A 21,206-nucleotide genomic window follows, 5' to 3' on the forward strand; every position below is an offset into this window, starting at 1 on the left:
CTGAGGGGGCGATCAGCTGTTCGCCTTGGCCATCCGCTTGCGCTCATGCGGATCGAGGTAGCGCTTGCGCAGACGCACGGAGTTCGGCGTCACTTCGACCAGCTCGTCGTCGTTGATATAGGCAATCGCCTCTTCCAGCGAGAGCGTGACGGGCGTGGTCAGGCGCACGGCGTCATCAGAGCCAGAGGCCCGCACGTTGGTGAGCTTCTTTCCCTTGAGCGGGTTCACCTCGAGATCATTGTCGCGGCTGTGCTCGCCAATGATCATGCCGGTGTAGACGTCGGCTTGTGCGCCGATAAACATCTTGCCACGCTCTTCGAGGTTCCACAGCGCATAGGCCACGGATTGACCGTTCTCCATTGAGATCAGCACGCCCGCGCGACGGCCCGGGATGGCGCCCTTGTGCGGGGTCCAGCCGTGGAACACGCGGTTCAGAACACCGGTGCCGCGGGTGTCGGTGAGGAATTCACCGTGATACCCGATGAGGCCACGTGACGGGACATGGGCGATGATGCGGGTCTTGCCTGCACCGGCGGGCTTCATCTCTACGAGCTCGCCCTTGCGGTTGCCGGTGAGCTTTTCGATCACCACGCCGGAGTATTCGTCATCCACGTCAATGGTGGCTTCCTCGACCGGCTCCATGCGCTGACCGTTCTCTTCTTTGAACAGAACCTGCGGGCGCGAAATAGAGAGTTCAAAGCCCTCGCGGCGCATGTTCTCGATGAGAACGCCCATCTGCAATTCGCCACGACCTGCGACCTCAAAGGCCTCACCGCCGGGGGTGTCGGTGACCTCGATGGCGACATTGAGCTCGGCCTCTTTCAGGAGGCGATCCCGGATCACGCGCGACTGGACTTTCTTGCCATCACGACCCGCCAGAGGGCTGTCGTTGATGCCAAAGGTCACGGTGATCGTCGGCGGATCGATCGGCTGGGCGGGCAGGGCTTCGGTAACGGAGGTGTCCACAAGCGAATCCGCAACGGTGGCCTTTGCCATGCCGGCGATGGTCACGATGTCGCCAGCTTCGGCGAGATCGATCGGCTGCTGGGCCAGACCACGGAACGCGAGGATCTTGGTGGCACGGAAGTTCTCGATCAACTCGCCCTCACGAGTCAGCGCCTTTAGGCTGTCGCCCACCTTGAGCGTGCCGCTTTCCACACGTCCGGTCAGGATGCGGCCCATGAAAGGGTCGGAGCCGAGCGTGGTTGCGAGCATGCGGAAGGGTTCATCCTTCTGCGCGATCTGCTTGGGCGCGGGGACGTGCTTTACGATGAGGTCAAACAGCGCCGAGAGATCCTTGCGCGGACCATCCAGTTCCATATCGGCCCAGCCGGAGCGGCCGGACGCATACATGGAGGGGAAGTCGAGCTGATCGTCGTCCGCACCGAGGTTTGCAAACAAGTCAAAACACTCGTCGAGCGCGCGGTCGGGCTCGGCATCGGGCTTGTCGACCTTGTTCAGCACAACGATCGGGCGAAGGCCCAGCGCAAGCGCTTTCGAGGTCACGAATTTGGTCTGCGGCATCGGGCCTTCGGCGGCGTCCACAAGCAGAACAACACCGTCCACCATGGAGAGGATGCGTTCTACTTCGCCACCAAAGTCGGCGTGGCCGGGGGTGTCGACGATGTTGATCCGCGTGCCGTTCCATTCTACCGAGGTGGCTTTGGCCAGGATGGTGATGCCGCGCTCGCGTTCCAGATCGTTGGAGTCCATGGCGCGTTCAGCCACGGCCTGGTTTTCGCGAAAGGCGCCGGATTGTTTCAGAAGCTCGTCAACCAGAGTGGTTTTGCCGTGGTCAACGTGCGCGATGATCGCAATATTGCGCAGGTCCATGAGGTATGCCTTTGATTGGGGTTGCCGGGCGCATACCGCGATAAAGCCCCCATGGCTAGTGCAAAAGAGGGACAAAGCCACAACTGTCGCCGCACTGCCGCGTGATCCTGGTCTTTGCGGCGGGTATCAGTGGCCAGAGCTGCTGGAGAACAGGTGGATCACCAGAATGCCTGTGATGATCAACGCCATTCCCGCAATTGCAGGCAGATCAATGCGTTGGCCAAAGACAAGAAAGCCGATGGTGGCGATCAGGACAATCCCGAGCCCGGACCAGATCGCATACACGATCCCCACTGGCATCACCTTGAGCGTGAGGCTCATCAGAAAGAAAGACAGGCCGTAAGCAACGACAACAATCACAGACGGCAGCAGCCGGGTGAATTGCTGGCTCGCCTGAAGTGCGGTTGTCCCAATGGTTTCGGCCAAAACGGCGGCCATCAGGTAAAGATAATGCATGGCATGTCCTCATCGGTCCTGAGAGTCCCACCTCAAGCGGGCAGGGCATGCTCCCCTCAAATCCTGCCATGCGCGCCGACGCAAGAGGGGAAATGCAGGCGCGCCCATCGATTGAGCCGTGCGCGCCGGGTTCTTAGCCTTCAGAGGCGGCCTTGTGCCGTAAACCAGGGCAACAGAAGCGCACGCACATGGTCCCAGACCTTCGGTGCGCCCCGCGCAATTTTCACGCCCACGCGGGTTTCCAGCTGCGGTAGGGTGACATCATAGGCCACCCAGCTGCCACCGCCGGTGGCAATATTCAACAAGACCGGCTGCACGCGGTCGATGGATTTGGCAAAGACCGCATCCGCGCTCTGGGCGGCTTCGAATTCCTGCCAGATCATGAGGCAGTCCTTGGCCTGCGCGTCCGGCAACAGCCCAAAGATCCGCTCTGCGGCGGCTTTCTCAGTCTCTTCGATCTGGCGCAGCGCGGCGGCGTCCAGATTGGAGTGAATGGGCACATCGCCGGCGTCAATCTCGACCAGATCGTGCAGTAGCAGCATCTTGAGAACGCGCGAGACGTCGACTTCCGACAGGCTATGCGGAGCGAGGATCCAGCCATAGAGCATGATGTGCCAGCTGTGTTCTGCCGAGTTTTCATATCGGGTGCCGGAGGCAATCCGCGAGGCGCGTAGAACCGACTTCAACCGGTCAGCTTCGGACAGAAACGCGAGCCGTGCTGCAAAGTCCGGATCGCTGACGGTCTGACCGTCAATGAGGCTGCATGCTGCTGCATAAGCCTCGGGAAACCGCTCTCGAAGAGAGGTGGCGCGACCGGTGGTCAGGTTTTCGCGTACCACCCGAAGGTGATCGGCGGGAGGCGAAACAGCGCAAAGCGTCTGGAAGATCGGCTGGCAGTAGTCCAGCGATTTTGCAAAGCGCGCATCTGCTGTATGCGCCGCTTCAAATTCCTGCCAGAGCGCCTGCAGCCGGTGGCCCTGCGCTTCTGGAAGCAGTCCGAATATCCGTCGCTGCGCGCGGTCTTCGGCTTGTGCCACCGCCTCCCAGTCTGTTGGCTCATCAATCGGATGATCGCCAACGTCGATCTCCACGATGTCATGCAGCAAGAGCATCTCGATGACACGGGTTATGGACACGTCGGAGGGCGCATAGGGGGCAAACACCAGCGCATAGAGCGCCAGATGCCAGCTGTGCTCGGCCGAATTTTCTACCCGGCTGCCGTCCAGCAGAAGGTTCTGCCGTTCCACCTCGCGCAGCCTTTCGATTTCAGTGAGGAATTCGAATTGCTGCTCAAGATCTGTGGTCATTGGTGTTTTTTGGCCTCTGCCTCGAGTGCAGCCTTGGCGGCCTCCAGGCGTTTGCTGAGAAAATCACGGGCCTTGCGCTCGGCAAGACGAATGCGAACCTCTGTCAGAAAGGCTTCTTCAAGAGATTGGGAGGCCGCCCCGAGCACCTGGGCGATCTCCATGTAGATGCGATCTTCGCCGAGCGCATCTTGGACCTTGAGGGTGTCCTCCGCCAGCTTTGCAGCCAGTGTGTCCAGCGTCCCCATCAGCGGGTGTTCTCTGTCAGGCGTCGCTTCACATAATCGGTCACGCTGCCGATCATCGTGTCCATATGCGGCTCCTGGAAGAAATGATCCGCGCCTTCGACTTCTTCGTGGGTGATGGTGATGCCCTTCTGCTCGTGCAGCTTGTTCACCAGCCCCACGGTGTCCGCAGGCGGCGCCACGCGGTCGGCGGTGCCGTTGATGATCAGACCAGAAGACGGGCAGGGCGCCAGGAAGGAGAAATCATACATATTGGCAGGCGGCGCGACAGAGATAAATCCGGTGATCTCCGGACGGCGCATCAGCAGCTGCATGCCGATCCAGGCCCCAAAGGAGAATCCCGCAACCCAGCAGTGCTTGGAGTTGTTGTTCATCGACTGCAGATAATCCAGCGCGGAGGCGGCATCCGAGAGTTCGCCCACCCCTTGATCATATTCGCCTTGCGAGCGACCCACACCACGGAAATTGAACCGCAAAACGGTAAAGCCCATGTTGTAGAAGGCATAATGGAGGTTGTAGACCACCTTGTTGTTCATTGTGCCGCCGAACTGCGGATGCGGGTGCAACACGATCGCGATCGGCGCATCCTTTTCCTTTTGCGGGTGATAACGGCCTTCCAGGCGTCCTTCGGGTCCGGGGAAAATGACCTCAGGCATGGGTGGGTTAATCCTACTCTGCTTCTTGGCGAGGTGGCGGAGACAAATACTTGACGAATTTTATCCGGCACCTTAGAACTGTTCTAAAGAGGCGCAGGTGAAGGACCGGCACCCTGTCAAGCTGAGATACGCATTGGCAGGGCTATCGTCAATCATTTGCTGCTTTTTCGACAAAAGGGTTGGCAGATGAAGCTTTCGACAAAAGGACGGTACGCAATGGTGGCCTTGGCTGACATCGCGTTGCAGCCATCAGAGGGACTGGTCGTCCTGGCCGATATCTCCAAGCGTCAGCAGATCTCTTTGCCGTATCTCGAGCAGCTCTTCGTGAAACTACGTCGTGGCGGGCTTGTGGCCTCCGTGCGTGGGCCCGGGGGTGGGTATCGTCTGGCGCGGCCCGCATCCGAAATTCGGGTCGTTGAGATCCTCGCCGCCGTTGATGAGACCGTAGACGCCATGCACAAGGGGGCAGGGGCGTCGGGTGGATCAAGTGGGAGCAGGGCGCAATCACTGACCAACCGTCTGTGGGAGGGGCTGAGTGCGCATGTCTACGTCTTTCTTCATCAAACACGCCTTTCGGATGTGATCGAGAACGACCTCGCGCCCTGTCCAGCAGTGCCCAATCTCTTCTCCGTGGTCGATGAATAGACCACGCGCGAGGCCCCCCTTGACCTCTGCGTGAATGCAACTGTGACTGCCTGAAAATATGACTCCATGACTCGTGTTTATTTAGATCATAACGCCACATCGCCCCTGCGCCACGACGCGCGGGCAGCGATGATCGCGGCCATGGATGTGTGCGGCAACCCGTCGTCGGTGCACGCCGAAGGACGCGCGGCCAAGGCCGTGGTGGAGCGTGCCCGGGCCCAGATTGCAGCGGCCTTTGGCGCCGACGGGGCAGACATCGTGTTTACCTCGGGTTCGACCGAGGGAGCCGCACTTGCGTTGATGGGGCGTGATCTACACGGATCCGCGCTTGAGCATGACGCTGTAAGGGCTTGGATCAAAGAGGATCTTACAGTTGAGGCTCAGGGTCGTGTCGCGGTTTTGGACCCGCAGAGTTCCTGTCTTCAGCTTGCCAACTCGGAAACCGGCGTCATCCAGGATCTGCCCGAAGGGCTTGCGGTCACGGATGCCACGCAGGCCTTTGGAAAGCTGCCGGTCGCCTTCAATTGGATGGGCGCGACGATGGCGCTCATCTCGGCGCACAAGCTCGGTGGACCCAAGGGTGTCGGGGCGGTTGTGCTGAAGCGCGGGACGGATTTGGCCGCGCAGATCAAGGGTGGCGGCCAGGAGATGGGGCGCCGCTCCGGGACGGAAAATGTTATTGGAATCGCAGGGTTCGGCGCCGCAGCTGAAGCAGCCGCGAAGGATCTTGATAACGGTGTCTGGGACCGGGTTGCAGAAATTAGAAATATTCTAGAAAAGGCGGTTGCGGCCCAGTGCCCGGGCACTATTTTTATTGGCAACGAGGCGCGCCGCCTGCCCAATACCTCGTGTTTTGCGACCCCCGGCTGGAAGGGCGAGACGCAGGTGATGCAGATGGACCTTGCGGGGTTTGCCATCAGCGCGGGGAGCGCCTGCTCTAGCGGCAAGGTGCGCGCAAGTGCGGTTCTGACCGCGATGGGATTTGATGAGAAGACAGCTCAGGGAGCGATCCGCGTATCGCTTGGGGCTGACACGACCGAAACGGATGTGCTGCGGTTTGCAGAAACGTGGTGCGCCAAACAGAAGAAACATCGCGCCCGCTCGGCGTGAGTGCAGGAGAAGACGATGGCCGCTCTGGACCAATTCGAAGCCAAGGAAGGCGTTGATCAGGAAACCGTGGATGCGGTGCGCGAGGTCAGCACATATAAATACGGCTGGGACACCGATATCGAGATGGAATACGCCCCCAAAGGCGTGAACCAGGATATCGTGCGCCTGATTTCCGAGAAAAATGAAGAGCCTGAGTGGATGACCGAATGGCGTCTTCAGGCCTTTGAGCGCTGGGAAGGCATGAAAGAGCCGAACTGGGCGATGGTGAACTACCCTGAAATCGACTTTCAGAACCAGTATTACTACGCCCGTCCCAAGAGCATGGAAGTGAAGCCGAAGTCGCTGGATGAAGTCGATCCAAAGCTGCTTGCTACTTACGAAAAGCTCGGCATCCCCTTGAAAGAGCAGATGATTCTTGCGGGTGTTGAGGGCGCAGAGGATGCCCCCGCAGAGGGCCGCAAGGTGGCTGTGGATGCGGTGTTTGACTCCGTGTCTGTCGGCACGACCTTTCAGGACGAACTCAAGAAGGCTGGCGTGATCTTCTGTTCCATCTCCGAAGCCATCCGCGAGCATCCCGAGCTGGTCAAGAAATACCTCGGCTCGGTGGTCCCGGTGTCGGACAACTTCTACGCCACACTGAACTCGGCCGTGTTCTCTGATGGGTCCTTTGTGTATGTGCCGCCGGGCGTGCGCTGCCCGATGGAACTTAGCACCTATTTCCGCATCAATGCCGAAAACACCGGACAGTTTGAGCGGACGCTGATCATTGCCGATAAAGGCAGCTATGTCAGCTACTTGGAAGGTTGTACTGCACCACAGCGTGACACTGCGCAGCTGCATGCTGCCGTGGTTGAGATCATCATCGAAGAAGATGCCGAGGTGAAATATTCCACCGTGCAGAACTGGTTCCCCGGCGATGAGAACGGCAAGGGAGGCATCTACAACTTCGTGACCAAACGTGCCGATTGCCGCGGCGACCGCTCCAAGGTGATGTGGACGCAGGTTGAGACCGGCTCTGCAGTGACTTGGAAGTATCCCTCCTGCATTTTGCGCGGCAATGAAAGCCAGGGCGAGTTTTATTCCATCGCCATCGCCAACAACATGCAGCAGGCCGATACGGGCACCAAGATGATCCACCTTGGCAAGGACACCAAGAGCCGGATCGTGTCCAAAGGGATCTCTGCCGGCAAGGCGCAGAACACCTATCGCGGTCTGGTGTCGATGCACCCAAAGGCCAAGAATTCGCGCAATTATACCCAGTGCGACAGCTTGCTGATCGGCGACAAATGTGGCGCGCATACAGTGCCTTACATTGAGGTCAAGAACAATTCCTCGCGCTGCGAACACGAGGCGACAACCTCCAAGGTGGATGATGATCAGCTGTTCTACTGCCGCCAGCGCGGTATGGACGAAGAAGAAGCGGTTGCACTGGTCGTGAACGGTTTCTGCAAGGACGTCCTACAGGCTCTGCCGATGGAATTTGCGATGGAAGCGCAGCAGCTTGTTGCAATCTCCCTTGAGGGCTCGGTCGGCTAATGGCCGGCCCCTGGCAAACGAGCGAAGGAGCGACCTCCATGATCGTCACGACAACAAATAGCGTCGAAGGCTACCAGATCTCCGAGTACAAAGGCATCGTCGTGGGCGAGGCAATCATGGGTGCCAATGTTGTGCGCGATGTATTTGCCCAGATCACCGACATTGTTGGCGGTAGATCAGGCGCTTATGAGAGCAAGCTGCAGGACGCGCGCGAGACGGCTTTGAGCGAACTCGAAGACCGGGCGCGTGCGCTTGGCGCGAATGCGGTTGTGGGGGTCGACCTCGATTATGAAGTTGTCGGGCAATCGATGCTCATGGTCTCTGCCAGCGGCACCGCTGTCGTGATCGGCTAAAGAGGAAACGCCGTGCTGTTTGACCCTTCAAAACTCCCTGACATTGTTGCCCGGATCTCTTCCGGGCAATCCGTGGGGTTTGCGGATGTGTCGCTCTACACGAGCGAAATTCACGGGCGCCGCATGGTGTTTTCTGTCGATATGCAGCGCGACCCGATCCAGCGCTCCCATCGCGAAGGGCACTTTTACGAAGAGGAAGAACTCTCTGTAATCAAGTCTCTTTTCCCGCTTGGGGGCACCTTTGTCGACATCGGGGCCAATGTTGGAAATCACGGGCTTTATGCCGCAGCCTTCCTGTCGGCTGCGCGCGTGATCCCCTTTGAGCCGAACCCAAAAGCGCTAAAGCTCTTGCTGGCAAATATCTCTGCCAATGGGCTCGCCCCCAAATATGACCTCAGCCATCTGGGCAAAGGTCTGGGGGATGCGCCACGCGCGGGGTTTGGGATGGAGGCCAGAGACCGCAATCTCGGGGCTGCAAAGATGCTTGCCGGAGAGGGTGATATCGAGATCACCACGGGGGATCTGGCGCTTCAGGATGAGCAGGTCGATTTCATCAAGATCGACGTGGAAGGCATGGAAATCCTGGTGCTTTCCGGCCTGCAGGACACGATCAAACGATGCCGGCCAGCCTTGCTTGTCGAGGTCGACCGGGAAAACGATGCAGCGTTTCACGCCCTGATTGAACAGATGGGCTACGGGGTGTTCGACACCCTACAGCGCTATAACCGAAACAAGAATTACGTCATCAAGCCGCTTCAGTTGGATGCGGAGAGCTGACGAAACCACGATCTGCAGATCGCGCAGCCAGCGCTGACTGCAAGCAGAAAAAGGCGAAAAACATGCTAGAAATCAAAAACCTGCACGTGAAACTTGAGGATGAAGACAAGCAAATCCTCAAAGGTGTGAACCTCACCGTCGAAGCTGGCAAAGTGCATGCGATCATGGGGCCGAACGGCTCAGGCAAATCGACGCTGTCCTATGTGCTGTCCGGCAAGGACGGCTATGAAGTCACTGAGGGCTCCGCATCCCTGTTGGGTGAAGAACTCCTGGAGCTAGAGCCCGAAGAGCGCGCAGCGCTTGGCGTGTTCCTCGCGTTCCAATACCCGGTCGAGATCCCCGGCGTGGGCAACATGACCTTCCTGCGGACTGCGGTGAATGCGCAGCGCAAGGCGCGTGGCGAAGAGGAACTCTCAGCGACCGACTTCCTGAAGCACGTGCGCGCGCAGGCCAAAGAGTTGAAGATCGACGCCGACATGCTGAAGCGCCCGGTCAATGTCGGCTTCTCCGGCGGTGAGAAGAAGCGCAACGAAATCCTGCAGATGGCGATGCTTGAGCCCAAGATGTGCATCCTCGACGAGACCGACTCCGGTCTTGACGTGGACGCGATGAAACTGGTCGCGGACGGCGTCAACGCGCTGCGTGACGAAGGCCGCGGCTTCCTCGTTATCACCCACTACCAGCGTCTTCTGGATCACATCAAACCGGATGTGGTGCACATCATGGCGGATGGTCGCATCGTTAAAACCGGTGGTCCCGAGCTGGCGCTTGAGGTCGAAAACAACGGTTACGCAGACATCCTGTCCGAGGTGGCATAATGGGACTTCCCGAGCTGAAACAAACAACGACGGAGGCACGCCTGGCGGCGTTGTCCTTGCCCGAAGGTGGATGTCTTGAGGCGGCGCGTCGCGCCGCCGTGGCCCGGGTTCAGACCATGGGGCTGCCGGACCGTCGGGATGAGTATTGGAAATACACCCGCCCGGACACGCTGACCGCGGCAGACGCGCCTGCGGCTGCCGTTTTCGACAGTGGCGAGGCGCCGATGTTCGACAACTTCGACCGGCTGCGCATCGTTTTTGTAGATGGCGTGTTTGACGCAGAGGCCTCTGATGACCTCGCACTTGAGGGTGTGAGCATCGAGCGTTTGGCTGACATAGATCGCAAAGATATCCATTGGGCCAAGGACATCTACGGTGTTCTTGAAGCGCGTGGCCAATCCCCGGTGGAGCGTCCTCTGGCAGCGCTCAACACGGCTTTTGCGACGGATGGCGTGGTCATCCACGTCACCGGCAAGCCGTCCAAGCCGATCAACTTGGTCTATCAGCACGCGAGCGAAAACTCGGATGCGATCCTGCACCATGTGATCAAAGTCGACAGCGGGGCCGAAGCGACGATCCTCGAAAATGGCCCAGCCGCGTCTCGCTTTAACAAAGCGATGGAAATCGACATCGCTGACACGGGCAAGCTGCATCTGGTGCGCGCCCAGGGGCGCGATCACGAGCGCCGCGCCGCAACGCATCTCTTTGCGCGGCTTGGGACGGAGTCCGTTTTCAAGAGCTTTACGCTGACGGTGAACGGTGTGCTGACGCGCAACGAGGCCGTGGTCGAATTCCTCGGTGATGACGCTGTGGCGCATCTGGCTGGTGCCTGTGTTGGTGATGGTGATTTTCACCACGATGACACCGTGTTTGTTACGCATGACGCGGTCAATTGTGAGAGCCGCCAGGTCTTTAAGAAGGTCCTGCGCAACGGCGCCACCGGCGTTTTCCAGGGTAAGATCCTTGTGAAGGAAGGCGCGCAAAAGACTGATGGATATCAGATTTCTCAGTCTTTGCTCTTGGATGACGACAGCCAGTTCCTCGCCAAGCCAGAGCTTGAGATCTACGCAGACGACGTGGCCTGTTCGCACGGGTCCACCTCCGGTGCCATTGATGAGGATGGTTTGTTTTACCTGCGTTCTCGTGGCGTGCCTGAGGCCGAGGCCACTGACCTGATGACGCTGGCGTTCCTGGCCGAAGCGGTTGAGGAAATCGAAGACGAAGAGATCGCCGCAAGCATCAACGACCGCCTTTACGGCTGGCTCGCACGGCGGCGCTGAGGTCCGGGATGGCTGTGACCGCAGACATCACGGCGACATATCGGGGGCCGCGCAAGGTGATTGCGCGGCTTCTCGCTATGGGGCCGCGTGAAGACCGGCTTTTGGCTTTTGTAATGGGCGCTTGCGTGCTGTTGTTCATTGCACAGATGCCGAGATTGGCCCGTGAGGCTCATCTGAGTGGGCAAGAGCTGAATATGCTGCTGGGCGGAGCCTTGATGGGAATCATCTTCATCGCTCCTTTGGCGCTCTATGCGCTTGCGCTGATCTCGCACCTGGTGGTGCGACTGGTCGGAGGGCAGGGCGATGCCTACTGTGGTCGGCTTGCCCTGTTCTGGGCACTTCTGGCGTCATCGCCATTGCTGTTGCTCAATGGTCTGGTGGCAGGCTTTATTGGGCCGAGCCCTGCACTGAGTTCAGTTGGACTTTTGTGGCTTGCTGTTTTCCTTTGGTTCTGGATCTCTGGTCTGATCGAGGCCTACTGGGGTAAAAACTGATGAACTTCAAAGACCTATTGGTCGAAACTATCGTTAATCCTGCCTCGGCTGCGCGCCGGATCATGGCGCTCAATCTTACTGACGAAGTGGTCTGGACGGGGTTTGCGCTGAATGTTGTGCTCAGCGTTCTGCTCTATGCAGGGCAGGGCGTGTTGCTGGGCGATCCCTCCAATGCGCTCTTTCCGGGACTGAGCCCCGCACTCTTTGGCGCGTTCCTTGTCGTGCTGCAGCTCAGCTACACTGCCGCGTCGATGGTTGCGGCGAGGTGGATGGGCGGAGACGCAGAATTTGGCACCATTCTGGGACTGCTCGTCTGGCTGCGCATCGTGAATATCGTTGTGCAGGTTATTGCGATTGCGATGGTTTTTGTCATTGCACCCTTGGCCGTTCTGTTTAACTTCGCAGCTGCGCTCTATGGGCTCTATGTCTTGGCGCACTTCACTAAAGAAGGGTTTGGCCTCTCTTCGCTTGGCAAATCTGCAGGCGTGATCCTGTTGGCCGGGCTTGGTGCGATGATCGCTGTTTTGATCCTGATGGGCCTTTTTGCGCCCACAATTCTGGAGACGTCCAATGTATGATGTCGAAAAAATCCGCTCTGACTTTCCGATCCTGTCACGCGAAGTGAACGGAAAGCCGCTGGTCTATCTCGATAACGGGGCCTCTGCGCAGAAACCTCAGGTTGTGATCGATGCCGTGACCAAGGCATACGCGGAAGAATATTCAAATGTTCACCGTGGCTTGCATTATCTTTCTAATCTCGCGACTGAGAAATACGAAAGCGTACGCGGCATCATCGCAAAGTTTTTGAACGCGGGTCACGAAGATCACATCGTGCTGAATTCCGGAACCACAGAGGGTATCAACCTCGTGGCGTATTCCTGGGCCATGCCGCGGATGGAAGCCGGCGATGAGATCATCCTCTCCGTCATGGAGCACCATGCGAACATCGTGCCCTGGCATTTCCTGCGCGAACGCCAAGGTGTCGTCATCAAATGGATCGACACGGACGCGGACGGAAGCCTGGACCCGCAAAAGGTTCTGGACGCCATTACACCAAAAACCAAGCTGATCGCAGTCACCCAGTGTTCCAATGTCTTGGGAACCGTTGTTGATGTAAAATCCATCACAAAAGGCGCGCATGACAAAGGCGTGCCAGTGCTTGTCGACGGCTCTCAGGGCGCGGTTCACATGCCCGTGGATGTGCAGGATCTCGACTGTGATTTCTATGCCGTCACCGGGCACAAGCTTTATGGTCCGTCTGGGTCCGGCGCGATCTATATCAAGCCGGAGCGTATGGCCGAGATGCGTCCGTTTATTGGCGGCGGCGATATGATCAAAGAAGTGTCCAAGGATCAGGTGATCTACAACGATCCGCCGATGAAGTTCGAGGCTGGTACGCCAGGGATCGTGCAGACGATCGGTTTCGGCGTCGCGCTCGAATATATGATGGAGATCGGAATGGCAGAAATTGCCGCCCATGAGGCCGATCTGCGAGACTATGCATCGGAGCGTTTCAAGGGGTTGAACTGGTTGAATATTCAGGGCCATGCTCCTGGAAAAGCAGCGATATTCAGTCTGACCCTTGAGGGCGCGGCACATGCGCATGACATTTCAACCATTCTCGACAAGAAAGGTGTCGCGGTGCGTGCCGGGCATCATTGTGCGGGGCCTTTGATGGATCATCTTGGCGTCTCTGCAACTTGCCGCGCGAGCTTTGGCATGTACAACACGCGTCCAGAGGTAGATACGTTGATTGAGGCGCTAGAACTCGCACATGAGCTTTTTGGCTAGGACTGGTGGGGCTCCAATCGGAGTGTATGCTCTATAGTAGCATATTTTACATAATACTGATTATGGGATTTGTATTCGCCCTCATATCCAGCGTCGATCAGCACCCTTGAGCCCATGAAAACAGACAAAAAAAACGCGCTCCGGTTTGGAGCGCGTTTTCTTGAATTTGATGTTGGTTCAGTCTCGCACGATCAGCACCGAACATGGTGCGTAGCGCGCCACGCGTGCTGAGTTTGGACCTTGTAGTCGATCCATCAACTCAGGTTTATGCGCGCCCATCACGACGAGATCTGCTTCGGAGCGTTTGATCGCATCCAGGATCATCTCGTAGACATTTGCCCCGACTTCAACGATGTGCTGCACGTCCTTCATGTCCGGCACGACCTTTTTGACATAGGCATGCAATTGGCGGTCCGCTTCTTTGACTGCCTCTTTCATGGTGCCGTCCTTGAAAAACGATCCCACAATGCTCATGCCGTAGTCCGGGACCACGGTCACCACGCTCAGCGTGGCACCGTAGAATTCCGCAAGCTCTGCTGCGCGCTTCAGCAAGGTCTCTTCCGCGTCCATATGCGTCAGGTCGATGGCGCAAAGTACATGTTTGGTCATCAGGCTACTCCTTCTTCTTTGCGCTTCCGGCCCATTTGCAGGAAGACCACGAAACCAAGGATCAAGAACGCCGGCAGATAGAAGACTTCTTTCGGCAGACGATCAGCCTCAACCTCCATCTCGACCAGTTCCCAGTCGAAATCGATGCCAAGCTGCTCTGCCGGACCGCCAAAGTTCAGGTTGTCGACGTAGATCTTGCCATCCTCATCGCGGAACTCAATCCCAGCGCCATCATAGAGACGGGTCTGCCCATCCGCGCCCTTTTCGCCAAGCGGCAACAGGAAACGGGCATCGACCATATCGCCTTCAAGGCTTTCGCCCACCAGACGCACACGCAGCGTTCCGCCATCTTCGACCGCTTCGGCCATCTCGTAGACCGCAGAGCCCGGTCGGGTTTCAAAGGCGGGTTGCAACTGATCGAGGAAGAACCCGGGCCTGAACAAGGTAAAGGCCACCAGGAGCAACAAGACACTTTCCCAAATCTTTGATTTCACGATGAAATAGTTCATTGTCGAGGCCGCAAACAGCAGCATCGCAATCATCGCGACGATAAAGACAAAGATGGCCTGGATCGGTCCCACATCAATCAGCAGAAGATCTGTGTTGAAGATAAAGAGGAACGGCAACAGCGCGGTGCGGATCGAGTAGAAAAACGCCTGAAAGCCGGTGCGCAGCGGATCACCCTTGGAGATTGCCGCAGCTGCAAAGCTTGCAAGGCCCACGGGTGGCGTCACATCCGCCATGATCCCGAAGTAGAAGACGAACATATGGACAGCAACCAGCGGCACGATCAGGCCGTTTTGCGCGCCAAGTTCGACCACAACGCCGGCCATCAGCGAACTCACCACGATATAGTTGGCGGTTGTTGGCAGACCCATGCCCAGAACAATGGAGATGAGCGCGACAAATATCAGCATCAGCATGACGCTGCCACCCGAGAGGAATTCTACGAATTCCGCCATCACCTGCCCAATCCCCGTAAGGGTCACGGCGCCCACGATGATCCCGGCAACACCCATGGCGCAGGCCAGGCCAATCATGTTGCGCGCACCGATGATCAGGCCTTCAAAGATGTCCGCAATGCCTTGTTTGAAATCAGCAATTGCAGTGTCTTGACCTCGGAACATCGCCTTGATCGGGTTCTGCGTCGCGAGGATCACAAGCATTGCGACGGACGACCAGAAGGCCGACAGCCCCGGCGATTTCCGTTCGATCATCAGAAGATACATCAGCAGCAGGATCGGCATGATATAATGAATGCCGGTTTTAAAGATCTCGCGCGTGGGAGGCAGGTTTTGCATCGACTCGATGCTGATCTCCAGATCCTCTTGTGCGGCAGCCACCTTCAGCGCCAGAACATAGAGCACCGCCATGATCACGACGATCAGCCATGTGGTTGCGCCACCTGCAATGCTCTCCAGCGCGTTCACGAGAACACCGCAGAGCCAGAGGGTGCCGCCCCCGATCAGGATCGAGATCGAGATGGTGAAGATTGCACCGAGGAAGAACTTGACCGGATGCATCCGGCTCGAGCCCTTCATGCCCATTTTCAGCGCTTCAAGGTGCACGATGTAGATCAGCGCGATATAGGAAATCGCTGCCGGGATGATCGCAGTTTTGACCACTTCCACATAAGGAATGCCGACATACTCGGTCATCAGGAAGGCCACCGCGCCCATCACGGGCGGCGTCAGAACGCCGTTGATTGACGAAGAGACTTCGATCGCGCCTGCCTTGGTGGCGGGAAAGCCCACGCGCTTCATCAGCGGAATGGTGAAGGTCCCGGTTGTGACCACATTGGCGATGGACGAACCCGAAATAAGACCGGTGGCGGCCGAGCCGATCACAGCTGCTTTGGCGGGGCCGCCGCGCAGGTGCCCGAGGGCCGCAAAGGCCAGTTTCAGAAAGTAGTTCCCTGCCCCGGCTTGATTAAGAAGTGCGCCGAAGAGCACAAAAAGAAACACAAAACCCGAGGATACGCCCAGAGCGACACCAAAAACGCCCTCAGTGGTTAGCCACATATGGCTCATGGCTTTGTTGATCGAGGCGCCCTTCCATTGCACCACTTCCGGCAACCATGGCGAAGAGCCAAAAAAGACATAGGCGAGGAAGAACAGCGCAACACCCATCAACGGGAAACCAAGGCTGCGGCGTGCGGCCTCCAGCAGCAGCACCAGCCCCACGATGGAGACGATCACATCGGTCTGGTTGGGCGCACCAGAGCGCGCAGCGACGCCGGAGTAGGCATAAAACAGATAGGAGGCACAGAGCGCACCAACGGCACCAATGATCCAGGTTGGAATCGGAATGTGGTGTCTAGGGCTCGATTTCAGTCCGGGAAACGCGATGAAGGCCAGAAGCACCGCAAAACCAAGGTGAATGGCCCGGGTCTGGGTGTCATTCCACACGCCAACCCCGAGGATAAAGGGCAGCGGTGAGGCGATCCAAAGCTGATACAGCGACCAGACAAGTGGTAGATACCACAGCGCATTACGTCCCAACGCATCCTGCGGCAAGCGACCGCCAGTGTCGCTATCGGCTACAAAATCCTCAAGCGAACGGTCTTCTTGAGCCGTCGCGCTCTGGTTATCTGTCATCGTGTCCCCACCCGGTTTGTTATGCACTCTTGTTGAAACGAAAACGGCTCCCGCCCCTTAAAGAAAGGGGCGAAAGCCTTTGATTTCACGAAAGAAGTGATTGGATCACTTCCAGCCGCGCTCTTTGTAGTACTTCATCGCGCCGGGGTGGATTTCAGCCGACAGTGCGTCGCTCACCATCTCTTCTTCGGAGAGACGGGAGAAAGCCGGATGCAGCTTTTTGAAGTCGTCGAAGTTTTCGAAGACCGCGCTTACAACAGCGTAGACCACCTCGTCGGAGACGTCAGCGGAGGTCACGAAGGTTGCTTTGGGGCCCCAGGACGGAATGTCGTCCGGGTTACCCGGATACATGCCACCGGGGATGGTTGCGGCTGCGTACGGCGTGTTCTCTGCCAGCAGAGTGTCAATGTTTTCACCGGACAGCGGAACGATGTTCACGTCACAGGACGAGGTCGCTTCCTGGCTCGAACCATTCGGCAGACCGGAGGCCCAGATGGTTGCGTCGATCTTGCCGTCGCACAGCGCCGCGGCCTGCTCGGAGGACTTCAGCTCTGCTGCCAGCGCAAAATCATCGGTGGTCAGACCGGAGTATTTCATCAGGGTTTCGGCCAGAACGCGGGTCCCGGAGCCGGGGTTCGCGATGTTGACTTTCTTGCCCTTCAGATCGTCGACGGAGGCGATTTCCGCATCCTTGCGCGCCATCAGGTGCATCGGCTCCGGGTGGACCGAGAACAGAGCGCGCAGACCTTCGAACGGGCCGTCTGCTTCAAATGCGCCGGTGCCGTCGAGACCAGCCTTCTGAACGTCGGACTGGACAACGCCGAACTCCAGCTCGCCTTCACGGATGGTGCGGGTGTTGTAAACGGAACCACCGGTGGATTCCACGGAGCAGCGAATGCCGTGCTCTTTGCGGTCTTTGTTCACCAGACGGCAGATCGCGCCACCCGTAGGGTAGTAAACGCCGGTCACGCCACCGGTGCCGATGGTGATGAACTGCTGTTCAGCCGCGGACGCCGCCCCGGCAAAGCCGAGCGCAACAGTTGCAGCAGATGCAAGAAGTGTGTGCTTGAGGACCATAAGTACTCTCCCTGATTTAAAACCTAAAATCGGTCGCGGTGCCGATAGTATGCGCGCGATGCTTCCACAAGTTATTTTTGCAGTCACGACATAACTAATGTTTTTTCTTCGCCACCCAGTAGGCGTTGTTGTCCTTGCGCAGGGTCTCATAAGACGTGATTCTGTCCTTCACGTCCTGACCGCCCAAAGCCACCAGCAATGACACAAGATTTTCGGCCACCGCCATAACCCCCGTGTAACACCCAAAGTGATGTGTGCTCAATGTAGACGCAACAAGAGTTTCTTCAGGGGTGAATTTTGAAGAAATCACCTCACTATCGGAGATCATGACCAGTTTGACCCCCTTTTTACGTGCAAATTCACAGGCTTCGATGGTCTCGCGCGAATAAGGCGTGAGCGTGATCGCGATCATCACGTCGCCTTCGTCGGCATAGTTCAACTCATCAATGGCGCTGTTGATATGGCGAGGAATCAGTTGCAGCGACGGCAGCGCCATGCGGCCGACGTAATGAAAATAGTAGGCAATCGAATAGCTTGCGCGCACAGCGGTCAGATAGACATTCTTGGCACCAAGGAGCATCTCGGCCACCCGCTGCAATTGCCTTAGATTCTGCCCCTCCAAGCTGCGTTGGACAATCGCCATCGAATTCAGCGCCGCTTCGGCCTGTTTCTGGCCAAGTTCTCCACTTTCGCGCCATCGGTTGATCCATTCAGGCGCATCGACAAACTGTGTTGGGGCCACCAGCGCGACACGAAACGGATCCCGCATGTCCTCGTAGCTGTCAAAGCCGAGCCGTTCGGAGATCCGCACCAGGGTATAGGTCGAAACCTCGGCCTTGCGTGCCGTGTCGCGGATCGAGTCGAGCCCAAAGTCGGCCGGGTGATCCACGATGTATTTTGCGGCCACCTGGAGGCGCGGTGACAGGTCCGAAAGCTCCTCTTTGAGGCGTGTTATCGTTTTATTTCTGAGGGTTGGGTCCATACTCTCACCCGTTTTCTCTCCTGTTGCGATTATAACGAACGTTATTTTTTGCTCACATTGACGGGTTTCGTGATTTCATCAAGGCTTTTTTGCACGCCCGGTTCGCCGGGACACTGATCCTGATTCCGCCCAAAATGGAATGACACCATGCCCAAAGACCTTCCCGCACACGCCTCCGTAGTCGTCATCGGCGGCGGCATCATGGGGTGTTCGACACTCTATCACCTCGCAAAGATGGGAGCGCACGACGCGATCCTGCTCGAACGCAACCAGCTGACCTCTGGCACCACCTGGCACTCTGCGGCTCAGGTGCGGGCGCTGCGCCATTCGCGCAACCTCACCCGAATGATCCAATACTCGGTGGAGCTCTACAGCCAGCTCGAGCGTGAAACCGGGCAGAGTGTTGGCTGGATTCAAAAAGGCTCCCTGTCGCTGGCCACCAATCCTGACCGGCTGGTTCATATCCAGCGGCAGGAGGCGCTTGCACATGCCTATGGTATTGAAGCGACATCGATTTCACCGCAGGAGGCCAAAGAACGCTGGCCGCTGATGAACGCGGATGATGTGCTTGGCGCAGTGTGGTCGCCCGATGATGGCCGGGTCTCGCCTTCGGACGTCTGTGCCGCATTGGTCAAGGGCGCAAAATCCCTGGGTGCGCGTCTCTTTGAACAAACTGGTGTGACGGGAATTCTGACGGAGAATGGCCGCGTCAAAGGAGTCGAAACGAGCCGCGGTGTCGTCATGTGCGATGCGATTGCCCTATGTGCGGGGCTGTGGTCGCGTGAGATCGGTGCCATGGCCGGGGCCGAGGTCCCTGCCCTTGCCTGCGAGCATTTCTACCTGCTGACCAAGCCGATTGACGGAATCCAGGGCAACACGCCGACCCTCTCGGATCACGACAACCATCTGTATATTCGAGACGATTCCGGCGGGCTGCTGGTGGGTTGTTTTGAACCCATGGGCAAAGCAATCGCGCCCGGGCGTCTTGATGAAAGCTTTGAATTTGGCCTGCTCCCCGAGGATTGGGACCATTTTGAGCCGATGATGCTGAACGCGCTGCACCGTTTGCCCGCATTGGAAACGGCAGAGGTCAAAATGCTGCTTAACGGCCCCGAGAGTTTCACGCCCGATGGCACGTTTATGCTCGGTGAAACCGCCGAGACGCGTGGGTTGTTCTTGGGGTGTGGGATGAATTCGGTGGGGATCGCGTCGGGAGGTGGCGCGGGCATGAACCTTGCGCATGCAATCCTGCATGGCGCGCCAGCCTATGATCTCTCTGAAGCGGACGCAAAGCGCTTTGCGCCGGTCTTCAATTCATTGGATCACCTGATGGCGCGCGCGCCCGAGATCCTCGGCACCCATTACGAAATTGCATACCCGGACCGACAATTGTCTACTGCGCGCAATCTGCGCCCCCTGCCCGTTCACGCGGCGCATGTCTCGTCCGCTGCGCATTTTGGTCAGGTCTACGGGTGGGAACGCCCGCTTTATTTCGGAAGGACCGCGGAACCAAGGCTGAGGTTCGAACGGCCGGACTGGTTCTCCAATGTCGCCAATGAGGTCAAGGCCGCACACACCCGTGCTGCCGTGTTTGATGCCTCTTCCTTTGGCAAAATTGACGTGACAGGACCGGATTCTGAGGCGTTTCTTTTGCATGTTTGTTCGGGTCACATGGCGCGCGCGCCCGGATCCGTCATCTATACCGCCATGCTGAACGAACATGGGCGGTTTGAATCTGACATCACGGTGCACCGACTTGCGACAGATCATTACCGTTTGTTTGTCGGCACAGCGGCCATCAAGCGAGACATGGCCTGGCTTCTGCGGCACAGCCGCGAGTTCGACGTAAAGATATGTGATACAACAGAAGATTTCGCCACCTTTGGTTTGATGGGGCCAGAGGCTATGCGCATTGCGCGCGATCTTGGCGCCGCAGAGCTGGCCTCACTTGGCTATTTCAAACATGGCGAAGCGATGATCGCGGGGCATCCTGTGCGCGCGGCCCGGCTCTCTTATGTTGGCGAGGCTGGTTGGGAAATCACCTGCAAGACTACATCCGCGCAAGAGGTCTACACCGCGCTCCTTGATGCAGGTGCGACCCCGGCCGGGCTCTATGCGCAGACCTCCATGCGCATCGAGAAAGGGTTCTGCGCGATGGGGCATGAATTGGACAGCGATGTAAGCCCGCTTGAGGTCGGCCTTGGTTTCGCCCTACGCAAGAGTGGTGGCTTTATCGGTGCTCAAGCGCTTGAAGAGATGAAGAAAAAAAGCCTCAACCATCAAATCGTTTCGCTCCTGTTCGAGGAGGTGGATGTGGTGCCGCTGGGGCATGAGCCGGTCAGTGCGCGCGGTGACATCATCGGGCATACGACCTCCTGTGCCTTTGGCTACCGCATCGGGCGCCCGGTCGCTTTGGCTTTTTGCAAAGCGGGATTGGAAACCGGCCATGAGGTAGAGGTCAATATTGCAGGGCGTCGGGCGACAGCGCGGGTTCAGATTGGGCCGGTGTTCGATCCTGAAGGCCTCCGGATGCGCGACATTGGCTAAAACAGGGCGCGACACAGCGGTTCTAGGGGTAATTTTGCAAAAACGCACCCCAAACCCCACCAGATTGGGGGTGCTTGGATGAGATACCGCAAAGCG

Annotated in this window: 20 protein-coding genes; 11 read left to right on the forward strand and 9 right to left on the reverse strand. The window is 57.9% G+C overall.

Annotated features, from left to right (window positions below):
• Window positions 1–12: 12 nt before the first annotated feature.
• The 5 genes from typA to TM1040_RS10540 all read right to left on the reverse strand — a co-directional run bounded on the left by typA (window position 13) and on the right by TM1040_RS10540 (window position 4,494).
• Window positions 13–1,833, reverse strand: a complete 1,821-nt coding sequence (gene typA / locus TM1040_RS10520; RefSeq protein WP_011538574.1) for a translational GTPase TypA — start codon at window positions 1,831–1,833, stop codon at window positions 13–15.
• 126 nt (window positions 1,834–1,959) lie between these two features.
• On the reverse strand, window positions 1,960–2,289 hold the full coding sequence (locus TM1040_RS10525; protein WP_011538575.1) for a DMT family transporter: 330 nt from the start codon (window positions 2,287–2,289) through the stop codon (window positions 1,960–1,962).
• A gap of 140 nt (window positions 2,290–2,429) precedes the next feature.
• The gene (locus tag TM1040_RS10530) at window positions 2,430–3,596 is read right to left on the reverse strand and encodes an HD domain-containing protein (protein WP_011538576.1); all 1,167 of its coding nucleotides are present in this window, start codon (window positions 3,594–3,596) and stop codon (window positions 2,430–2,432) included.
• Entirely contained in the window at window positions 3,593–3,841 is a 249-nt protein-coding gene (locus tag TM1040_RS10535; RefSeq protein ID WP_011538577.1) for a hypothetical protein, read from the reverse strand. The genes TM1040_RS10530 and TM1040_RS10535 overlap by 4 nt, the downstream gene beginning before the upstream one ends.
• Window positions 3,841–4,494, reverse strand: coding sequence for an alpha/beta hydrolase (locus tag TM1040_RS10540; protein ID WP_011538578.1), 654 nt, complete (start codon window positions 4,492–4,494; stop codon window positions 3,841–3,843). The genes TM1040_RS10535 and TM1040_RS10540 overlap by 1 nt, the downstream gene beginning before the upstream one ends.
• Window positions 4,495–4,680: 186 nt before the next feature.
• On the opposite strand from TM1040_RS10540, the gene TM1040_RS10545 reads away from it, so the two are divergent.
• The 10 genes from TM1040_RS10545 to TM1040_RS10590 all read left to right on the forward strand — a co-directional run bounded on the left by TM1040_RS10545 (window position 4,681) and on the right by TM1040_RS10590 (window position 13,298).
• Window positions 4,681–5,139 (forward strand): Rrf2 family transcriptional regulator, encoded by a 459-nt coding sequence (locus TM1040_RS10545; RefSeq protein ID WP_011538579.1) that lies wholly within the window; start codon window positions 4,681–4,683, stop codon window positions 5,137–5,139.
• 66 nt (window positions 5,140–5,205) lie between these two features.
• Window positions 5,206–6,249: a cysteine desulfurase family protein gene (locus TM1040_RS10550; protein WP_011538580.1), complete on the forward strand. Its 1,044-nt coding sequence runs from the start codon at window positions 5,206–5,208 to the stop codon at window positions 6,247–6,249.
• A 15-nt stretch (window positions 6,250–6,264) separates the two neighbouring features.
• Window positions 6,265–7,785, forward strand: coding sequence for a Fe-S cluster assembly protein SufB (gene sufB / locus TM1040_RS10555; RefSeq protein ID WP_011538581.1), 1,521 nt, complete (start codon window positions 6,265–6,267; stop codon window positions 7,783–7,785).
• A gap of 38 nt (window positions 7,786–7,823) precedes the next feature.
• Complete coding sequence (locus tag TM1040_RS10560) at window positions 7,824–8,138, forward strand: heavy metal-binding domain-containing protein (protein WP_011538582.1); 315 nt, start codon at window positions 7,824–7,826, stop codon at window positions 8,136–8,138.
• A 12-nt stretch (window positions 8,139–8,150) separates the two neighbouring features.
• On the forward strand, window positions 8,151–8,915 hold the full coding sequence (locus tag TM1040_RS10565) for an FkbM family methyltransferase (RefSeq protein WP_011538583.1): 765 nt from the start codon (window positions 8,151–8,153) through the stop codon (window positions 8,913–8,915).
• 62 nt (window positions 8,916–8,977) lie between these two features.
• Window positions 8,978–9,733: a Fe-S cluster assembly ATPase SufC gene (gene sufC / locus TM1040_RS10570; RefSeq protein ID WP_011538584.1), complete on the forward strand. Its 756-nt coding sequence runs from the start codon at window positions 8,978–8,980 to the stop codon at window positions 9,731–9,733.
• Window positions 9,733–11,013, forward strand: coding sequence for a SufB/SufD family protein (locus TM1040_RS10575; RefSeq protein WP_011538585.1), 1,281 nt, complete (start codon window positions 9,733–9,735; stop codon window positions 11,011–11,013). Before sufC ends, TM1040_RS10575 begins: the two co-directional genes overlap by 1 nt.
• A gap of 8 nt (window positions 11,014–11,021) precedes the next feature.
• The gene (locus TM1040_RS10580; RefSeq protein WP_011538586.1) at window positions 11,022–11,507 is read left to right on the forward strand and encodes a hypothetical protein; all 486 of its coding nucleotides are present in this window, start codon (window positions 11,022–11,024) and stop codon (window positions 11,505–11,507) included.
• Window positions 11,507–12,085 (forward strand): YIP1 family protein, encoded by a 579-nt coding sequence (locus TM1040_RS10585; RefSeq protein ID WP_011538587.1) that lies wholly within the window; start codon window positions 11,507–11,509, stop codon window positions 12,083–12,085. The genes TM1040_RS10580 and TM1040_RS10585 overlap by 1 nt, the downstream gene beginning before the upstream one ends.
• Entirely contained in the window at window positions 12,078–13,298 is a 1,221-nt protein-coding gene (locus tag TM1040_RS10590) for a cysteine desulfurase (RefSeq protein ID WP_011538588.1), read from the forward strand. The genes TM1040_RS10585 and TM1040_RS10590 overlap by 8 nt, the downstream gene beginning before the upstream one ends.
• A gap of 177 nt (window positions 13,299–13,475) precedes the next feature.
• On the opposite strand, the gene TM1040_RS10595 is transcribed toward TM1040_RS10590, so the two are convergent.
• The 4 genes from TM1040_RS10595 to TM1040_RS10610 form a co-directional block, all read right to left on the reverse strand.
• Entirely contained in the window at window positions 13,476–13,907 is a 432-nt protein-coding gene (locus tag TM1040_RS10595; protein WP_011538589.1) for a universal stress protein, read from the reverse strand.
• Window positions 13,907–16,504: a TRAP transporter permease gene (locus TM1040_RS10600; protein ID WP_011538590.1), complete on the reverse strand. Its 2,598-nt coding sequence runs from the start codon at window positions 16,502–16,504 to the stop codon at window positions 13,907–13,909. Before TM1040_RS10600 ends, TM1040_RS10595 begins: the two co-directional genes overlap by 1 nt.
• Window positions 16,505–16,609: 105 nt before the next feature.
• Window positions 16,610–17,581 (reverse strand): TAXI family TRAP transporter solute-binding subunit, encoded by a 972-nt coding sequence (locus TM1040_RS10605; RefSeq protein WP_011538591.1) that lies wholly within the window; start codon window positions 17,579–17,581, stop codon window positions 16,610–16,612.
• Window positions 17,582–17,675: 94 nt separating this feature from the next.
• Window positions 17,676–18,563 (reverse strand): MurR/RpiR family transcriptional regulator, encoded by an 888-nt coding sequence (locus TM1040_RS10610; RefSeq protein ID WP_011538592.1) that lies wholly within the window; start codon window positions 18,561–18,563, stop codon window positions 17,676–17,678.
• Window positions 18,564–18,710: 147 nt separating this feature from the next.
• Here TM1040_RS10610 and TM1040_RS10615 point away from each other — a divergent pair, with 147 nt between their 5' ends.
• Window positions 18,711–21,110: a GcvT family protein gene (locus TM1040_RS10615; protein ID WP_011538593.1), complete on the forward strand. Its 2,400-nt coding sequence runs from the start codon at window positions 18,711–18,713 to the stop codon at window positions 21,108–21,110.
• The last annotated feature ends 96 nt before the right edge of the window (window positions 21,111–21,206 follow it).

This window comes from Ruegeria sp. TM1040, assembly GCF_000014065.1.
GTDB lineage: Bacteria > Pseudomonadota > Alphaproteobacteria > Rhodobacterales > Rhodobacteraceae > Epibacterium.